This is a genomic window from Carboxydocella sp. JDF658 (assembly GCF_002049395.1).
GTDB lineage: Bacteria > Bacillota.
This window is the reverse complement of record NZ_BDLR01000040.1, coordinates 1-16042: the sequence shown is the minus strand read 5'-3', so window position 1 is coordinate 16042 and position 16042 is coordinate 1. Positions and strand designations below refer to the sequence as shown.

18 protein-coding genes are annotated in these 16042 nt (G+C 52.5%); all 18 read left to right on the top strand.

Going from position 1 to position 16042, the window contains the following annotated elements; translation table 11 throughout:
* Nucleotides 1–659, top strand: a 659-nt coding sequence (locus tag JDF658_RS07765) for a glutamate mutase L (RefSeq protein ID WP_200805654.1), incomplete at its 5' end; no start/stop codon positions are given.
* A gap of 11 nt (nucleotides 660–670) precedes the next feature.
* Nucleotides 671–2122: a methylaspartate mutase subunit E gene (locus JDF658_RS07760; protein WP_078664323.1), complete on the top strand. Its 1452-nt coding sequence runs from the start codon at nucleotides 671–673 to the stop codon at nucleotides 2120–2122.
* Between the two features lie 19 nt (nucleotides 2123–2141).
* The gene (locus JDF658_RS07755; protein ID WP_079907070.1) at nucleotides 2142–3389 is read left to right on the top strand and encodes a methylaspartate ammonia-lyase; all 1248 of its coding nucleotides are present in this window, start codon (nucleotides 2142–2144) and stop codon (nucleotides 3387–3389) included.
* A gap of 31 nt (nucleotides 3390–3420) precedes the next feature.
* Entirely contained in the window at nucleotides 3421–4401 is a 981-nt protein-coding gene (locus tag JDF658_RS07750; protein ID WP_078664321.1) for a 2-hydroxyacyl-CoA dehydratase, read from the top strand.
* A 5-nt stretch (nucleotides 4402–4406) separates the two neighbouring features.
* A complete protein-coding gene (locus JDF658_RS07745; RefSeq protein ID WP_079907068.1) occupies nucleotides 4407–5213 on the top strand; it encodes an acyl-CoA dehydratase activase in 807 nt (268 codons plus the stop codon).
* On the top strand, nucleotides 5213–5968 hold the full coding sequence (locus JDF658_RS07740; protein ID WP_079907066.1) for an MBL fold metallo-hydrolase: 756 nt from the start codon (nucleotides 5213–5215) through the stop codon (nucleotides 5966–5968). Before JDF658_RS07745 ends, JDF658_RS07740 begins: the two co-directional genes overlap by 1 nt.
* Before the next feature lie 10 nt (nucleotides 5969–5978).
* Nucleotides 5979–7352 carry an acyclic terpene utilization AtuA family protein gene (locus tag JDF658_RS07735; protein ID WP_079907065.1) on the top strand — a complete coding sequence of 458 codons (1374 nt, stop codon included), beginning with the start codon at nucleotides 5979–5981 and terminating at the stop codon, nucleotides 7350–7352.
* Nucleotides 7345–7668: a DUF4387 domain-containing protein gene (locus JDF658_RS07730; protein ID WP_078664317.1), complete on the top strand. Its 324-nt coding sequence runs from the start codon at nucleotides 7345–7347 to the stop codon at nucleotides 7666–7668. The genes JDF658_RS07735 and JDF658_RS07730 overlap by 8 nt, the downstream gene beginning before the upstream one ends.
* A 119-nt stretch (nucleotides 7669–7787) precedes the next feature.
* On the top strand, nucleotides 7788–8201 hold the full coding sequence (locus JDF658_RS07725) for a nucleotidyltransferase domain-containing protein (RefSeq protein WP_143311972.1): 414 nt from the start codon (nucleotides 7788–7790) through the stop codon (nucleotides 8199–8201).
* A complete protein-coding gene (locus tag JDF658_RS07720) occupies nucleotides 8188–8619 on the top strand; it encodes a DUF86 domain-containing protein (protein ID WP_079907061.1) in 432 nt (143 codons plus the stop codon). The genes JDF658_RS07725 and JDF658_RS07720 overlap by 14 nt, the downstream gene beginning before the upstream one ends.
* A gap of 14 nt (nucleotides 8620–8633) precedes the next feature.
* Nucleotides 8634–9599, top strand: coding sequence for a lantibiotic ABC transporter (locus tag JDF658_RS07715; RefSeq protein ID WP_078664314.1), 966 nt, complete (start codon nucleotides 8634–8636; stop codon nucleotides 9597–9599).
* A gap of 10 nt (nucleotides 9600–9609) precedes the next feature.
* Nucleotides 9610–10347 (top strand): ribonuclease PH, encoded by a 738-nt coding sequence (rph, locus tag JDF658_RS07710; protein WP_078664313.1) that lies wholly within the window; start codon nucleotides 9610–9612, stop codon nucleotides 10345–10347.
* A complete protein-coding gene (locus tag JDF658_RS07705) occupies nucleotides 10347–10955 on the top strand; it encodes an XTP/dITP diphosphatase (protein WP_078664312.1) in 609 nt (202 codons plus the stop codon). Before rph ends, JDF658_RS07705 begins: the two co-directional genes overlap by 1 nt.
* A gap of 2 nt (nucleotides 10956–10957) precedes the next feature.
* The gene (locus tag JDF658_RS07700; protein WP_078664311.1) at nucleotides 10958–11434 is read left to right on the top strand and encodes a metallophosphoesterase; all 477 of its coding nucleotides are present in this window, start codon (nucleotides 10958–10960) and stop codon (nucleotides 11432–11434) included.
* Between the two features lie 109 nt (nucleotides 11435–11543).
* Nucleotides 11544–12833 (top strand): trigger factor, encoded by a 1290-nt coding sequence (tig, locus tag JDF658_RS07695; protein WP_078664310.1) that lies wholly within the window; start codon nucleotides 11544–11546, stop codon nucleotides 12831–12833.
* Between the two features lie 79 nt (nucleotides 12834–12912).
* Nucleotides 12913–13500, top strand: a complete 588-nt coding sequence (gene clpP, locus JDF658_RS07690) for an ATP-dependent Clp endopeptidase proteolytic subunit ClpP (RefSeq protein ID WP_078664309.1) — start codon at nucleotides 12913–12915, stop codon at nucleotides 13498–13500.
* An 18-nt stretch (nucleotides 13501–13518) separates the two neighbouring features.
* Entirely contained in the window at nucleotides 13519–14778 is a 1260-nt protein-coding gene (gene clpX / locus JDF658_RS07685) for an ATP-dependent Clp protease ATP-binding subunit ClpX (protein WP_078664308.1), read from the top strand.
* Between the two features lie 61 nt (nucleotides 14779–14839).
* Nucleotides 14840–16042, top strand: a 1203-nt coding sequence (locus JDF658_RS07680) for an ATP-binding protein (RefSeq protein ID WP_079907059.1), incomplete at its 3' end; no start/stop codon positions are given.

Genomic DNA, 16042 nt, shown 5'->3' with positions numbered 1-16042 from the left:
CTCCAGGCCAGAGGGGCTGGGGGGAGCTGCTGCTGGTGGACATTGGCGGGGCCACTACGGATGTGCATTCCATTGCCGAAGGGGCGCCCAGCAAGCCGGGAGTTAACTGGAAGGGTTTACCGGAGCCTAAAGCCAAGCGCACAGTTGAGGGTGACCTGGGCATGCGTTATAGTGCCGAGGCCCTCTGGGAAGCAACCCCCAGGGCCCTGTTGCTAAAGCTATTTAGAGAAAAATGGCAGGAAGGTCAGGAATATGTACGGAAAGTACACCAGCAGCCTGATTATCTGCCGGTAAATGAACAGGAATGGGAGTGGGATACGCTGCTGGGCTACCTCTGTGCCCGCCTGGCCACTGAACGGCATGTGGGGCAGCTGGAAACAGTTTACACTCCTTTTGGGGCGACCTTTGTCCAGTATGGCAAGGATTTGACCCAAATCGGGCATGTCATCGGTACCGGCGGGGTGCTGGTCCATCATCCCCGGCCCCGGCGGATTCTGGAAGGAGTACTGTTTGAACCGGAACAGCCCATGTTGTTGAAACCCATGCAACCGCGCCTGTGGTTGGATCAGGAGTATATTCTGGCAGCGATGGGTCTGCTGGCTGAAATAGATGAAGAGGCGGCCATGACTATCATGACGGCCGGACTTAGAGAAATCTAGGAGGGGTAAGTGTGGAACTTGTAAACAAAAAGCTGGACTTAGAACAGTTTTGGGCTGAACGGCAGGAAGTATTGCAGTCCTGGCCTACCGGACGCGGAGTAGATCTGGAAGAAGCTATTGCCTATCATAAACAGTTACCGGCCAGCAAGGTGATGGCCAAAAAACTGGCTCAGGGCAAGCGGGAAGGAATTACCTTTGCCCAGCCCCGGGCCGGAGTAGCTCTCTTGCATGAACACATAGAGCTGTTGCGTTATTTACAGGACGAAGGCGGGGCGGATTTCCTGCCCACCACCATTGATTCCTATACCCGGCAAAACCGCTATAAAGAGGCGGAAACAGGAATCGAGGAGTCCCGGGCAGCAGGTCGCTCCATGCTCAATGGCTTTCCGGCAGTCAATTACGGGGTAGATGCCTGCCGTAAAGTGGTGGAAGCAGTGAATGTGCCGGTACAGGTTCGGCACGGTACTCCTGATGCCCGCTTGCTGGCGGAAATTACGCTGGCTGGAGGTTTTACCGATTTTGAGGGTGGCGGTATCAGCTATAATATTCCTTATTCCAAAGATATGCCGCTGGAAAAGTCTATCCGTTACTGGCAATATGTTGACCGCCTGGTGGGATATTATGAAGAAAATGGGGTCAGCATCAACCGGGAGCCTTTTGGGCCTTTAACCGGTACCCTGGTGCCTCCCAGTATATCCCATGCGGTGGCTATTATTGAAGCCTTACTGGCAGCCGAACAGGGGGTTATGAACCTGACCCTGGGCTATGGACAATGTGGTAACCTCTATCAGGATGTAGCGGCCATAAGGACCCTGGCCGAACTGGCAGAGGAATATCTGAACCGCTTTGGGTACAGTGGTCGGCAAATCACCACGGTGTTCCACCAGTGGATGGGCGGCTTCCCGCAAGATGAAAGCAAAGCCTTTGGTGTCATCTCCTGGGGCGCTGTTACTGCCGCCCTGGCCAGAGTTAATAAGGTAATTGTTAAGACTCCCCATGAGGCGATGGGAATTCCGACCAGGGAAGCCAATGCCGCCGGGCTCAAGGCCACCAAACAGGTACTGAACATGCTCAAGGATCAGAGTTTGCCCCTGACCAGTGAGCTGCAGCTGGAAATGGAGATGATTCGCAAGGAAACCCGGGCCATCCTGGACAAGACCCTGGAACTGGGAGAGGGAGACTGGGCCGTTGGGGCCGTACGGGCCTTCAAGGCCGGTGTAATAGATGTACCTTTTGCCCCCAGTCGCCACAATCTGGGCAAGATTTTGCCGGCCCGGGACAATCAGGGGGCGGTGCGTTTCCTGGATTTCGGCCAGTTGCCTTTTGATGCGGAAATCCGGGCCTTCCATCAGGAGAAAATTGCTGAACGGGGCCGTAAGGAAAATCGCCAGCCCAGTTTCCAGATGGTAATCGATGATATCTATGCCATTGGTAAAGGCATGCTGGTAGGCCGGCCCAGATAGAAAAGCGGAGGCGATGATAATGAAGATAATAGATGTTGTTTTTTCGGCAGGATTAACCGGATTCTTCTTTGATGACCAGAAAGCCATTAAAGCCGGAGCTCAGCCTGATGGCGGTACTTACCGGGGTCAAACTCTGACCCCGGGTTTTTCCGCTGTCCGGCAGCGGGGTGAATCCATTTCCATCATGTTAATGCTGGAAGATGGACAGATTGCTTTTGGCGATTGCGCTGCGGTACAGTATTCGGGAGCAGGGGGCCGGGATCCCCTTTTTCTGGCCAAAGATTTTATTCCTCTGCTGGAGGAAGAGGTAAAGCCCCGGTTGCTGGGTCGGGAACTGACCGCTTTTCGGCCCCTGGCCCAGGAATTTGACCATTTTATCCGTCCCAATGGGGAGAGACTGCATACTGCTCTGCGCTATGGTATTACCCAGGCCCTGCTGGATGCCGTAGCCAGAGCCCACAGGGAGACCATGGCGGAAACCATCGCCCGGGAATATGGGACTCAACTGGTTAACGCTCCTGTACCGATCTTTTGTCAGACGGGGGATGAAAGGCATAACAATGCCGATAAGGCCATTGTAAAAAGGGCTGATGTGCTACCGCATGGACTGATCAATAACGTGGAGACCAAACTGGGCAAAAATGGAGAGCTGTTACTGGAATATGTAGAGTGGCTGCGGAAACGGGTAGAGGAATTAGGCCAACCCGGTTACCGTCCTGTTTTACATATTGATGTTTATGGCACCATTGGCCTGGCTTTTGGCCATGATACCAAACGGATGGCAGCTTACCTCAAGGAACTGGAGGCGGCAGCACGGCCCTTGCAGCTGCGCATTGAAGGGCCGATGGATATGGGCAATAAACCGGACCAGATGCGGGCCCTGAAGGACCTGAAACAGGAACTGACTGACACAGGCTGTACGGTGGAAATTGTGGCCGATGAATGGTGTAACACCCTGGAGGATATTATAGAATTCACCGATCACCAGTCAGCCCATATGGTGCAAATCAAAACACCGGACCTGGGAGGCATCAATAATACCATCGAAGCGGTCCTTTATGCCAAAGCCAGAGGTATGGGAGCCTATCTGGGCGGTACCTGTAATGAAACTGACCGTTCGGCTCAGGTCTGTGTGCACATCGCCCTGGCTACCAATCCCGATCAGATGCTGGCCAAACCCGGAATGGGAGTGGATGAAGGCCTGATGGTGGTGTATAATGAAATGGCCAGAACCCTGGCTATATTGAAAATGAAAGGGAAAATTTAGGTCAAGAATTTCGTGTAAAGGAGGAACGCCTGTGGGCAAGGTGGGCATAACCACCACGGTGCCGGTGGAAATAATTTACGCAGCAGGAGAGATACCAGTGGATCTCAACAATATCTTCATTACCAGCCCTGATCCCATGCAACTGGTGGAAGAGGCAGAAGTAGCCGGTTATCCCCGCAATTTGTGTGGCTGGATCAAGGGCATCTACAGCACCGTTCTGGCCAACCGGGAAATTGACCGGGTGATTGCTGTGACCCAGGGGGATTGTTCCAATACCCACGCTCTGATGGAGACCCTGCAGGTCCAGGGGATTAAAACCATACCTTTCGCCTTTCCCTACGATCGGGATCGGGACATGCTCAAACTGCAAATGGAAAAACTGATGGAGGCCCTGGGGGGAGTAACCTGGGACCAGGTCAATGCTACCAAACAGCGGCTGGACCGCATTCGCCGCAAGGTGGCAGAAATTGACCGTCTGACCTGGGAAGGCCAGCAGGTAAGCGGGTTTGAAAACCATCTTTTCCAGGTGTCCTGCAGTGACTTTAATGGGGATCCCGATACTTTTGAACAGCAAGTGGAAGCATTCCTGGCGGAAGTCCAGCACCACAAGGTGATTGAAGAGGATGTGCGCCTGGGCTATATCGGTGTACCCCCCATTTTCTCCGATATCTATCAATTTGTAGAGGAGCTGGGAGCCCGGGTGGTCTATAATGAGGTGCAAAGGCAGTTTGCCATGCCTTTTGCCACTGAGGATATCGTGGAGCAGTACCTGCTCTATACCTATCCCTATGATATTTTTGCAAGGCTGGAGGATATCAGTCGGGAAGTGGAACGGCGCAATCTGGATGGGATTATCCATTACACTCAGAGTTTTTGCTTCCGTCAGATTGAGGATATAATCATCCGGGAGAAGCTGGATATCCCTGTTTTGACTCTGGAAGGAGATAAACCGGGGCGGCTGGATGCGCGCAGTAAAATGCGGCTGGAGTCCTTTATCGAGATGTTGAGGTGAAATCGATGTTACTGGGACTGGATTTAGGCAGCCGGCAGGCTAAACTGGTGCTGGGCCCCCGGCAGGCAGGCTGGCAACCGGGGGAGCCTCTGCCGGAGTTGAGTTTTCACCGCTACGATACTATCCTCTTTTATCGCCAGTACGGCCGTAAAGTGGCAGAAGACCTGGCGGTGGATTTCGCTGCTCTGGGTCTGCCGCAGTTTGAAGCCATTGTTTCCACCGGCTATGGGCGCAATACCGTAAAAATAGCTGGAGGTAAAACGATTCCGGAGCTGAAAGCCCACATGCTGGGAGTAATGGCTCAGACCGGGTTGCAGGATTTTACCCTGCTGGATTTAGGAGGCCAGGATAGTAAAGTCATCGCTGTCAGCCGGGGGAAAATGCGGGATTTTGTCACCAATGACAAGTGTGCGGCCAGCTCCGGCCGCTATCTGGAAAACATGGCAGCGGTTCTGGGCATTAGTCTGGAGGAACTGAGTCAGTATGCCGATAACCCGGTGGAGTTGAGTTCTACCTGTGCTGTTTTCGGGGAATCGGAATTGATTGGCCGGATTGTTGAGGGCTATTCCGTTGCCGAACTGGCGGCAGGAGTGAACTATACCATTTTCCGGCGGGTCCAGCCTATGCTAAAACCTTTGTTAGGGAAAGGTCCACTGGTTTTCACCGGCGGGGTGGCCTTTAACCGGGCCCTCGTTACTATTCTGGAGCGGGAGCTGGGGGTAGAGGTGGTTATTCCGCCGGAACCGCAGATGAATGGCGCTATTGGTTGCTGGGTGGAAGCCCAATTACAGACAGAGAAGGAGGTTAACTGATGAAGTTGACAGTGCTGGGCTGCTGGGGCCCCTATCCCCGGGCTGGTGGTGCCTGTTCCGGCTATCTGGTTCGCTCCGGGGACACAGCGATTCTGCTGGATTGTGGCAATGGCGTTTTCGGCCGTTTGCGGGAACATATGGACTTCTGGCAGCTGACGGCAGTAATCATTACCCACTGGCATCCTGACCACTGGGCTGATTTGCATTGTATAAGGCATGCTATCGCAGGTGCCATTCGGGAAGGGAGGCGGCCAGGACCGCTACCAGTGTATGCACCCGTCGAACCGGCGCAGTTGTTTGAGCAGTTTGCTGCCTACCAGGAAGCCTTGCAGCTGATAGCAATTCCGGCTGCCGGAGGGCAGGCCAGGGCCGGCCAGCTGGAACTGAAATTTTTCCCGGTCAGCCACAGTTTACCTGCTTATGCCGTGCGGCTGGAAGCTGAAGGCAAAAGCCTGGTCTATACCGGGGATGCCGCATACAGCGAGGAATTGGCTGAATTCAGCCGGGAATGCGGACTGTTGCTGGCTGAAGCCAGTCTGCAGGTAGAGCATGAAAGCAAAGGTCAGGAACTGGGCCATCTTAGCTCCCGCCAGGCCGGACAGCTGGCCCGGCAGGCTGGGGCAGGCTTCCTGCTGCTTACCCATCTCTGGCCGGAATTCAATGCTGCCCTGTCACTGAAAGAGGCCAGAGAAGTCTTTAGTGGCCGTCTGGATCTGGCCCGGGAAGGGCGGAGCTGGACGGTGGAGGGGAGGTAAGGTAAGGAAGATGAAGGAGATGCGCATCTTGTCTCCTACTGCTATTTTAGGCTATGGCTTTCCGGAGGAAAGTTTTCGCCGCGGGTTGGAGTATCGGCCCCACTTGATCGCTGTGGATGCCGGTTCCACTGATCCGGGACCCTATTATCTTGGGGCAGGGGTATCCTTTACTGACCGGCGGGCGGTTAAGCGTGACCTGAAGCTGATGCTGACAGCCGGGCTGGCAGCCGGGGTTCCAGTGGTGGTGGGCACTGCGGGCGGTTCCGGAGCCACTCCCCATCTGGAGTGGACAGTGGATATCGTCCGGGAAATTGCCCGCGAAGAAGGTTTGCGTTTTCGGCTGGCAGTAATCGGTGCTGAACAGAGCCGGGAACAGGTTCAGACCTGGCTGGCAGCAGGGAAAATAACTCCTTTGCATCCGGCTCCTCCCTTAACTGCAGAAGCGGTGGCAGCCAGCAGCCATATAGTGGCACAGATGGGAACAGAGCCTTTCATTGCAGCCCTGGCAGCAGGGGCCCAGGTGATCATTGCTGGACGGGCCTATGACCCGGCGGTGTTTGCTGCTCTGGCCATCAAGGAGGGGTTTGATCCCGGCCTGGCCATCCATCTGGGTAAAATTCTGGAGTGTGCAGCCATCGCAGCTGTGCCGGGCAGTGGCAGTGACTGCATGTTCGGCTGGTTGCGGGAAGACCACTTTGAGGTAGAACCCTTGAGCCCGGAACGGCGCTGCAGCGTCACTTCTGTTGCGGCTCATACCCTGTACGAAAAAACCGATCCCTATCGCTTGCCAGGGCCAGGAGGAATACTGGATTTGACAGCTACCCGCTTCACCCAGGTCGGTGAACGGCGGGTACGGGTTACAGGGAGCAAACATAACCCGACTCCTTTGGCCTTCAAGCTGGAAGGGGCAAGGCAAATGGGCTACCGCACCGTTAGTATTGCCGGGGCCCGGGATCCCATTTTCATTGCGCGGCTGGATGAAATCCTGGCTGGAGTGCGGCAGCGGGTAAAGGATAATTTCCGCGATATACCCGGCAGTGAGTATTTCCTGCACTTTAATATCTATGGCCGCAATGGGGTAATGGGACCACTGGAGCCCACACCTACCATCACCTCCCATGAAATCGGAATAGTTATCGAAGCTGTAGCGCCAACCCAGGAGCTGGCCAATACCATTTGCGGTTTTGCCCGTTCCACCCTGTTGCATTACGGTTATGAAGGGCGGATTTCCACTGCCGGCAATCTGGCTTTTCCGTATAGCCCTTCCGATTTCAAGGCGGGTCCGGTTTACCAGTTCTCCCTCTACCATTTGGTGCAGGATGTAAGCTGGCAGGAACTGTTTCCCATTCACTATGAGGAAATCGGGGGTGGCGGCAATGGCTAAATACCGGTTGACCGAACTGGCCCGGGTGATCAGGAGCAAAAACTCCGGCCCCTATGAACTGACCCTGGATATTATGTTCAAGGATGAGGAAACCTATCAGAAAGTGAAAGCCTCCCGATTTTTTACTCCGGAGCTCTTCGCTCGCCTGTACGGGGTTAAACAGGAGGATATCATCGCCTTTGTAGAATTTGACCCGGCAGCAGCCATCAAATGCACCCTCAAGCGCCCCCTGGCTTCGGGGGACCTGGGAGAAACCGATGTTTACGGGGCCCAGCAGCATGGGCCTTTGCTGGAATTGGAACTGAATCTGGACTAGAAAAACAAGCCCTCAGGTAGCCTGGCTAACCTGAGGGCGAATTACTATTTATCTTTTATTTGTTTTTGCTTCTTTAATATAATATTATTAAGAAAATGAAGAGTATGAAGGTGAAAGGAATGGAAAGGGAAAAACTCGGCCGCTACCTGGCAGCAAAACCAAATATTCTATTTGCCTTTCTTTTTGGCTCCTGGGCCCGCGGGGATGCGCGGGAGGACAGTGATGTGGATATTGCTGTATATCTAAAAGATCGGGATTACGATATACTGGAATATTTGGACTGGAAAAGGGACCTGGAGGAGATTTGTGGTCGTACAGTGGATTTGGCTATCCTGAATGATGCCACTCCTTTACTCAAATATCAGGTCTATCTGGATGGAGTATTGTTGTTCAGCAAGGACGATATCCTGGCCAGTAATTTCCTGGTCAGAGCCTTGTTCGAATATGAGGATATGCGGCCTTATCTGGAATTGACATACAAACGCATGATAGATCGGGTACGTCAGGAGGTGAAAGGAAATGGTGAGACGTGAAGTGTTAGCGAAACGGCTGGAGCAACTTAATTTGTCAATCGAAAAAATCAATAGATATCGACATCTGACAGAAGAAGAATTTTTAGCCGACGAAATTGCGCAGGATGTGGTTGAGTACAACTTGTTTATTGCCATCAATATGATTGTGGACATGGCTACGCACATAGTTGTTGATAACAATATGGGTCGCCCGCAAAAAATGGCGGACGCTTTTGATATTTTGTACCGTGAAAAACTTATTAGTAAACAGCAAAAAGATATATTTCAAAAGATGGTAGGATTTCGTAATATTCTTTCTCATGAGTATTTAAAAATAGACAAAAAAATTGTATTTGCGATAATGAAAAAGCATCTTGATTATTTCAAAAATTTTATTTTAATGGTAAATGAAAATTTTATGCCCAAACAGGAGCTCTAAGGGAGTGACCACAAATGGCTGTTCTGCCCATGTATGAATACTTGATGTATGCCGCCTATTTTGCCCCCCGGGGCAAACAGCGCCTGCTGAACCTGGGCAACAATATCGGGCAGCGGTACTTGAGCCCGGAGGACCGCATTATAGGTTTGATCGGGGATGCCGGGGCTGGCAAATCCCTCTTGATTCGCGGCATGTTTCCTGGCCTGGAACTGACCAATGATGATGATGGCATCAATGTGCGGCCTTTGCCTCTGATCAGGGACTGGGAGCAAGGGCATTTTCGCACCCGAACCTATCATCTGGATGTTCGGTTTGAGACTGCTTTTACCCAGCTCTGGCAAATTGCTGAAGCGGTGAAAGCGGCAGTACGGGCCGGTCGGCGGGTGGTAATCGAGCATTTTGATCTGCTGTATCAGGCACTGGGGTTTAATGCGGAAATCCTCATCGGCGTGGGAGAGGAAGTAATAGTAACCCGGCCGGGGGTTTTCGGCCCCTATCCCCAGGATATAGCCAAAATCGTTTTCCGTTCACTGAAATACCGGAAGATGGCCCACAGCGCCGAGGACCTGGTGGCTATGGTGCTGGAGGAAATGGGGCTCAAAAAACCGGAAGTACATAGTGATATCAAACACGGCTTTGTCCTGGAATTTGCGGAAAAACCCAATATCGACCTGGCAGAGGTGGAAAGAAAAGTTAATGAACTGATTGCCAAAGACCTGCCAATTTGTTATCATGGTGAAGATCACATCAAGGTAGGAGAGGAAGTGCGGGAATGTACCGGGCCGCGCATTCACATGAAACGCACCGGGGAAATTCAGGGTTTCCATTTATTGAAGGAATTTAGATGGGACCCTGTGCGCAAGCTGTATGTAGTAGCAGGTCTGGTGGGACGGCGGGAAGAAAATCCCTTTGCCCGCACCTACCTGGACGAGTTTATGATCATTCCCTTAGAAGAAGCGCGGGAATGGGATAAAGGATAGGAGGATGTCCATGGAACAATTGCTCTGGCAGCGGGTGGATGGCAGAAAACCCGATGATTTGCGACCACTGAAAATCACCCGCAACTATATCAAACATGCGGAAGGTTCAGTCCTGGTAGAACTGGGAGATACCAGGGTGATTTGTACCTGTACAGTAGAGGATAAAGTACCTCCCTTTCAGAAGGGAACAGGCAAAGGCTGGATTACAGCCGAGTATGCCATGTTGCCGCGGGCTACTCATCAGCGCAGCCAGCGGGAAGCGGTCAAAGGCCGCATCGGCGGGCGGACTTATGAGATCCAGCGTCTGATCGGCCGGGCCCTGCGAGCGGTGGTGGACCTGGATTTGCTGGGTGAACGGACCCTGACCCTGGATTGTGATGTGATTCAGGCCGATGGGGGAACCAGGACCGCTTCTATCACCGGTGCCTTTATCGCCCTGGCTGATGCCCTGCAGGGTCTGGTAGAGGCAGGCACTTTGCCTGGTCTGCCTTTGCGGGATTATCTGGCAGCCGTCAGTGTGGGCAAGGTGGAAGATCGGCTGCTGCTGGATTTGTGCTATGAAGAGGACAGCCGGGCCCAGGTGGATATGAATGTGGTAATGACCGGCCAGGGCTTACTGGTGGAAGTACAGGGCACAGCGGAGGATACCGCTTTTCCCCGGGAGGAATTGGACGCACTGCTGGATTTAGCCAGCAAGGGGATTGCGGAAATGGTGGCTTACCAAAAACAACTGGTGGTGTTAGGATAGTGGGTAAACTGGTGATCGCAACGGGAAACAAGGGAAAACTGGAGGAAATCAAGGCTTTGCTGGCAGGGACTGACTGGGAAATCAAAAGCCTGACCGATTTTCCCCATTTGCCGGAAGTGGTGGAAGATGAGCTGACTTTTGAGGGCAATGCTCGCAAAAAGGCCCTGGAAATAGCCAGGGCTACAGGTTGCTGGGCTCTGGCCGATGATTCCGGGCTGGAGGTGGCAGCTCTGGGGGGAGCGCCCGGCGTGCATTCGGCTCGCTATGCCGGTGAGGTTAAGGATGATGCCCGCAATAATGCCAAATTACTGGAAGAACTGGCGGGAGTGCCTTTTTCTGACCGGGAAGCCCGTTTTCGTTGTGTGATGGCTTTAGCCCATCCGGAACGCGGGGTAGTGGCAGTTACCGAGGGCAGCTGTCCTGGCATTATCCTCTGTGAAGCCAGAGGAGAAGGGGGCTTTGGTTATGATCCCCTCTTCTACCTGCCGGAAAAAGGCAAGACCATGGCTGAGCTGAGCCCGGATGAAAAAAATGCCGTCAGCCACAGGGGCCAGGCTTTGCGCAAAATGATAAGTGAACTGGAACGACTGGCCAGGGCAGGTGAGTAATTATGAAAATCCTGGTTTTCAGTGATACCCATGGTCGCTGGCAGTTATGCCGTGAGGTACTGGACAGGGAAGGCAGGGCTGATGCTATCCTGCATGCCGGGGATCATTATGATGATGCGATTGCCCTCAGCCAGGTAATCGAGGTGCCGGTGTACGGAGTGAAGGGAAACTGTGATTGGGCAGGGCCGGAGGAGAAAAAGCTGGTCCTTGCTGATGTACCCCTTTTGCTCCTGCATGGTCATCGTTATGGAGCCAAGTCAGGGCTGAGCTCCCTTTATTACAAGGGCCAGGAGGAAGGGGTAAGGATTGTAGTATTTGGCCACAGCCATATACCGGTTCAGGAGGATGACGGGCAAGTTTTGCTGTTCAACCCCGGCAGCCTGGCCAGACCGCGCACGGGTTCTCCTTATGGCAGCTATGGTCGCCTCTGGCTGGAGCAGGACGGGATACGAGTTGAAATTGTCGAATGGCGGCCCTGAGATTTTTCTGAAATTTATTTGCGTATCTTGACAGAATCATGTAAAATAAATATATGCCGTTTAAAGACTGGCTAAAAAACTACATAATCTTAAGGGGGAGCATTAGTTGATGAAAGCCACAGCCCAAAAAATAGAAAAGAACCTGGTACAACTGGATGTGGAAGTACCGGCTGAACGCTTCAGCCTGGCGCTGGATCAGGCCTATCGGAAACTGGTGAAAAAAGTGAATATCCCCGGCTTCCGGAAAGGAAAGGCGCCGCGGTTCATTTTTGAAAGATATTTTGGCAAGGAAAGCCTCTATAATGAAGCTCTGGATACCTTGCTGGCAGATGCCTATTTCCAGGCCGTTATGGAGACTGAAATTGAGCCCATTGACCGGCCACAGGTAGAACTGGTGCAGGCAGAAGAAGGTCAACCGCTGATCTTCAAGGCTACTGTTCAGGTAAAACCGGAAGTGGAACTGGGTCAGTATACTGAACTGGAAGTCAATAAGCCTGAAGTCAATGTAACCGATGAAGATGTGGAAAAGGAACTGGCCCAGCTGCAACAGCGCTATGCTAAAATCCAGACTGTGGAAGATGGCACTGTGGAAAAAGGCGATGTCGCTGTCATCGACTTTGAAGGCTTTATCGATGAGGAAGCTTTTGCTGGTGGCAAAGGGGAGGACTATCCCCTGGAAATCGGCTCTGGTACCTTTATTCCTGGCTTTGAGGAGCAGCTGATTGGGGCCCGGGTGGGCGAGACCAGAGATGTGAAAGTAACCTTCCCGCAGGAGTATCATGCCGAAAACCTGGCCGGTAAGGATGCCGTTTTCAAAGTTACTGTCAAGACCATCCGCCGCAAGGAATTGCTGCCTCTGGATGACGAATTTGCCAAAGATGTCAGTGAATTTAATACTCTGGAGGAATTAAAAGCTGACATTCGGAATAGACTATTGGAGACCGCAGAAAAGAATGCGGAAGCCTCTGTCCGCAGTCAGGTAGTGGAAAAGGCGGTTGCCAATGCCAAAGTGGAAATTCCGGCAGTGATGATTGAAAACCGCCTGGAAAACATGGTGCAGGATATGTCTGAGCGCCTGCAGCGGCAAGGTCTGACCATGGAAGACTATCTGCGTTACACTGGTTCCACTATCGAGCAGGTAAAGGCCGACCTGCGTCCGGAAGCGGAAAAATCTGTGCGCACCGATCTGGTTCTGGAAGCTATTGCCCGCAAGGAAGCTATTGATGCCACTGAGGAAGAAGTTACTGCTGAACTGGAAAAGCTGGCCAAAATTTATAACCAGGGTGTGGAAGAACTGCGCACAGCCTTTGAACGTTATGGCTCCATGGATGCGTTGAAAAATAGCATAGCTTTTGAAAAAACCATCAAGTTCCTGGTGGAAAAAGCCAAAATAGCTTAGGGTGGGAGGACAAGGCGGCTGTGTAATGCCGTCTTGTTTGCCCATTTACCCATTTAAGAGTAGAATGAGGTGATAACAAATGAGTTATTTGGTACCAATTGTGGTGGAACAGACTAATCGCGGTGAGCGCTCCTATGATATTTATTCCCGCTTGCTGAAAGACCGGATTATCTTCATTGGTGGTCCCATTGATGACCACATGGCCAACCTGGTCATTGCCCAGATGCTGTTCCTGGAAGCGGAAGATCCGGACAAGGACATTCATCTGTATATCAATTCCCCGGGTGGGGTTGTAACCGCTGGAATGGCAATTTATGATACCATGCAGTATATCAAACCCGATGTATCCACTATCTGCCTGGGCCAGGCAGCTTCCATGGGGGCTTTCCTGCTGGCTGCCGGGGCCAAAGGTAAGCGCTTCGCTTTGCCCCAGGCCCGGATCATGATCCATCAGCCCCTGGGCGGTGTACAGGGCCAGGCCACTGAGATTGAAATCCATGCCCGCGAGATTTTGCGCATGAAGCAGGTATTGAATGAATTGCTCTCCCATCACACCGGCCAACCACTGGAGAAAATCGCTGTCGATACCGAAAGGGATTTCTTCATGTCAGCAGACCAGGCTAAACAGTACGGGATCATCGATGAGGTGATTACCCGTAAGAAGTAAACTTTGAGGTGATATTTTATGTACAAATATGATGACAAAGGCCAACTGAAGTGTTCCTTCTGCGGCAAGTTACAGGATCAGGTCAAGAAGCTGGTGGCTGGCCCCGGGGTATATATCTGTGATGAATGTATAGAACTGTGCAATGAAATCATCGAAGAGGAATTGCACGAGGAAACGGAATTCGAACTGGGTGATATCCCCAAACCCAGAGAGATCAAGGAGATCCTGGACCAGTATGTCATCGGTCAGGAGGAAGCCAAAAAAGCCCTGGCCGTGGCAGTCTATAACCACTACAAGCGCATCAATCTGGGAGGCAAAATTGATGATGTGGAACTGCAAAAGTCCAATATCATCATGATCGGCCCTACCGGTAGTGGTAAGACGTTGCTGGCTCAGACTCTGGCCCGGCTTCTCAATGTGCCTTTTGCCATTGCTGATGCGACCAGTTTGACGGAAGCCGGTTATGTGGGTGAGGATGTAGAGAACATTCTCCTCAAGCTGATCCAGAATGCCGATTATGATATCGAGCGGGCGGAAAAAGGGATTGTCTATATTGATGAAATCGATAAAATCGCCCGCAAGTCCGATAACCCCTCCATTACCCGGGATGTATCTGGAGAAGGGGTACAGCAGGCCCTGCTGAAAATTCTGGAGGGGACTACTGCCAGTGTGCCCCCGCAGGGAGGACGCAAACACCCCCATCAGGAATTCATTCAGCTGGACACTACCAATATCCTCTTTATCTGCGGTGGTGCCTTTGATGGTCTGGACAAAATCATTCAAAACCGGCTGGCCAAGAAAACCCTGGGCTTTGGGGCGGAAGTCAAGTCCCGGCAGGAGCGCAATATCGGCGAGCTGCTGCGGGAGATCCTGCCCGAGGATTTGCTCAAGTACGGTCTGATTCCGGAGTTTGTCGGGCGGCTGCCGGTGATTGTGACCCTGGATGCCCTGGATGAAGAGGCTCTCGTCCGCATCCTGACTGAGCCCAAGAATGCTCTGGTCAAGCAGTACCAGAAACTTTTCGAGCTGGATGGCATCGAGCTGGAGTTTCAGCCGGAAGCCCTGCGGGTAGTGGCTCAGGAGGCGCTCAAGCGCAATACCGGGGCCCGGGGGCTGAGGGCTATTATCGAAGATATCATGCTGGATGTCATGTACGAAATTCCTTCGCGGGATGACATCGAAAAAGTGGTTATCACTGCTGATTGCATTTTGAAGAAGGAACAGCCCTTGATTATTACAGCGGAAAAGAAGAAAAAGAAAAAAGGCGTTACAGCCTAAAGATTAAAATCACCTCTGGCTGGTAATAATATCTAAGTAGACCAACCGGAGGTGATTTTTTATGAATTCCATTGGCATCAGTGGCATTGTCGGCTTGATTCAGCTTTTTTTTGCCATTGTGATCGGACTCTACTTTTTGAACTTGCTCAAGGCCCAGCAGGGCACCAAAATTGCGGTCAACCGGGAAAGCCGGAAGGAAATGGAGAAACTCCAGCAGCTCAGGCGCATATCCCTGACTGAACCCCTGGCGGAAAAAACCCGTCCAACCCGCTTCGAGGAAATCATCGGCCAGGAAGAAGGTTTAAAAGCTCTGCGGGCAGCTTTGTGCGGACCTAATCCCCAGCATGTTATCATCTATGGTCCGCCGGGGGTAGGAAAAACCGCAGCAGCGCGGCTGGTGCTGGAAGAAGCCAAACGCAATCCCCTTTCTCCCTTTGGGCCGGAAGCTACCTTCACGGAACTGGATGCCACTATTGCCCGTTTTGATGAACGGGGCATTGCCGATCCCCTGATCGGCTCTGTCCATGACCCGATCTACCAGGGGGCTGGTCCCCTGGGTATGGCCGGTATTCCCCAGCCCAAGCCGGGGGCAGTAACCAAAGCCCACGGAGGGATTTTGTTTATTGACGAAATCGGAGAATTGCATCCGGTACAAATGAATAAATTGTTAAAAGTCCTGGAGGACCGCAAGGTTTTTCTGGAGTCAGCCTATTACAGTGCGGAAGATGGCAATATCCCTTCCCATATTCATGATATCTTCCAGAATGGACTGCCAGCGGATTTTCGTCTGGTGGGAGCCACTACCCGCCTGCCCCAGGAATTGCCTCCGGCTTTGCGTTCCCGCTGTATGGAGGTTTTTTTCCGGGCCCTGCTGCCTGAAGAAATAGGGGTCATAGCGGCCAACGCGGCAGAAAAAATCAAGATGCCTGTGGAAGCAGGGGCTGTGGATGTGATTAAAAAGTATGCCACCAATGGCCGGGAAGCGGTCAATATGGTGCAAATCGCTGCCGGCCTGGCTTTGACCGAAGGACGCAATCTGATTCGGGTGGCGGATGTGGAATGGGTGGTTAACAGCGGCCAGTACAGTCCCCGGCCGGAGAAAAAAATCCCCCCGGCGCCCCAGGTGGGTCTGGTCAATGGACTGGCTGTCTATGGACCGGGCATGGGTACCGTAGTGGAAGTGGAAGCCACGGTAATTCCCGTCACTCCGGGGACGGGGCGGGTGCTGATGACCGGTCTGGTGGAAGAAGAAGAACTGGGGGGC

Coding starts and splice junctions, on each gene's coding strand:
- JDF658_RS07700 (WP_078664311.1), top strand. CDS start 10,958: ATGAAAATCCTGGTTTTCAGTGATACCCATGGTCGCTGGCAGTTATGC.
- JDF658_RS07720 (WP_079907061.1), top strand. CDS start 8,188: ATGGTGAGACGTGAAGTGTTAGCGAAACGGCTGGAGCAACTTAATTTG.
- JDF658_RS07715 (WP_078664314.1), top strand. CDS start 8,634: ATGGCTGTTCTGCCCATGTATGAATACTTGATGTATGCCGCCTATTTT.
- tig (WP_078664310.1), top strand. CDS start 11,544: ATGAAAGCCACAGCCCAAAAAATAGAAAAGAACCTGGTACAACTGGAT.
- JDF658_RS07725 (WP_143311972.1), top strand. CDS start 7,788: ATGGAAAGGGAAAAACTCGGCCGCTACCTGGCAGCAAAACCAAATATT.
- rph (WP_078664313.1), top strand. CDS start 9,610: ATGGAACAATTGCTCTGGCAGCGGGTGGATGGCAGAAAACCCGATGAT.
- clpP (WP_078664309.1), top strand. CDS start 12,913: ATGAGTTATTTGGTACCAATTGTGGTGGAACAGACTAATCGCGGTGAG.
- clpX (WP_078664308.1), top strand. CDS start 13,519: ATGTACAAATATGATGACAAAGGCCAACTGAAGTGTTCCTTCTGCGGC.
- JDF658_RS07735 (WP_079907065.1), top strand. CDS start 5,979: ATGAAGGAGATGCGCATCTTGTCTCCTACTGCTATTTTAGGCTATGGC.
- JDF658_RS07745 (WP_079907068.1), top strand. CDS start 4,407: ATGTTACTGGGACTGGATTTAGGCAGCCGGCAGGCTAAACTGGTGCTG.
- JDF658_RS07730 (WP_078664317.1), top strand. CDS start 7,345: ATGGCTAAATACCGGTTGACCGAACTGGCCCGGGTGATCAGGAGCAAA.
- JDF658_RS07740 (WP_079907066.1), top strand. CDS start 5,213: ATGAAGTTGACAGTGCTGGGCTGCTGGGGCCCCTATCCCCGGGCTGGT.
- JDF658_RS07755 (WP_079907070.1), top strand. CDS start 2,142: ATGAAGATAATAGATGTTGTTTTTTCGGCAGGATTAACCGGATTCTTC.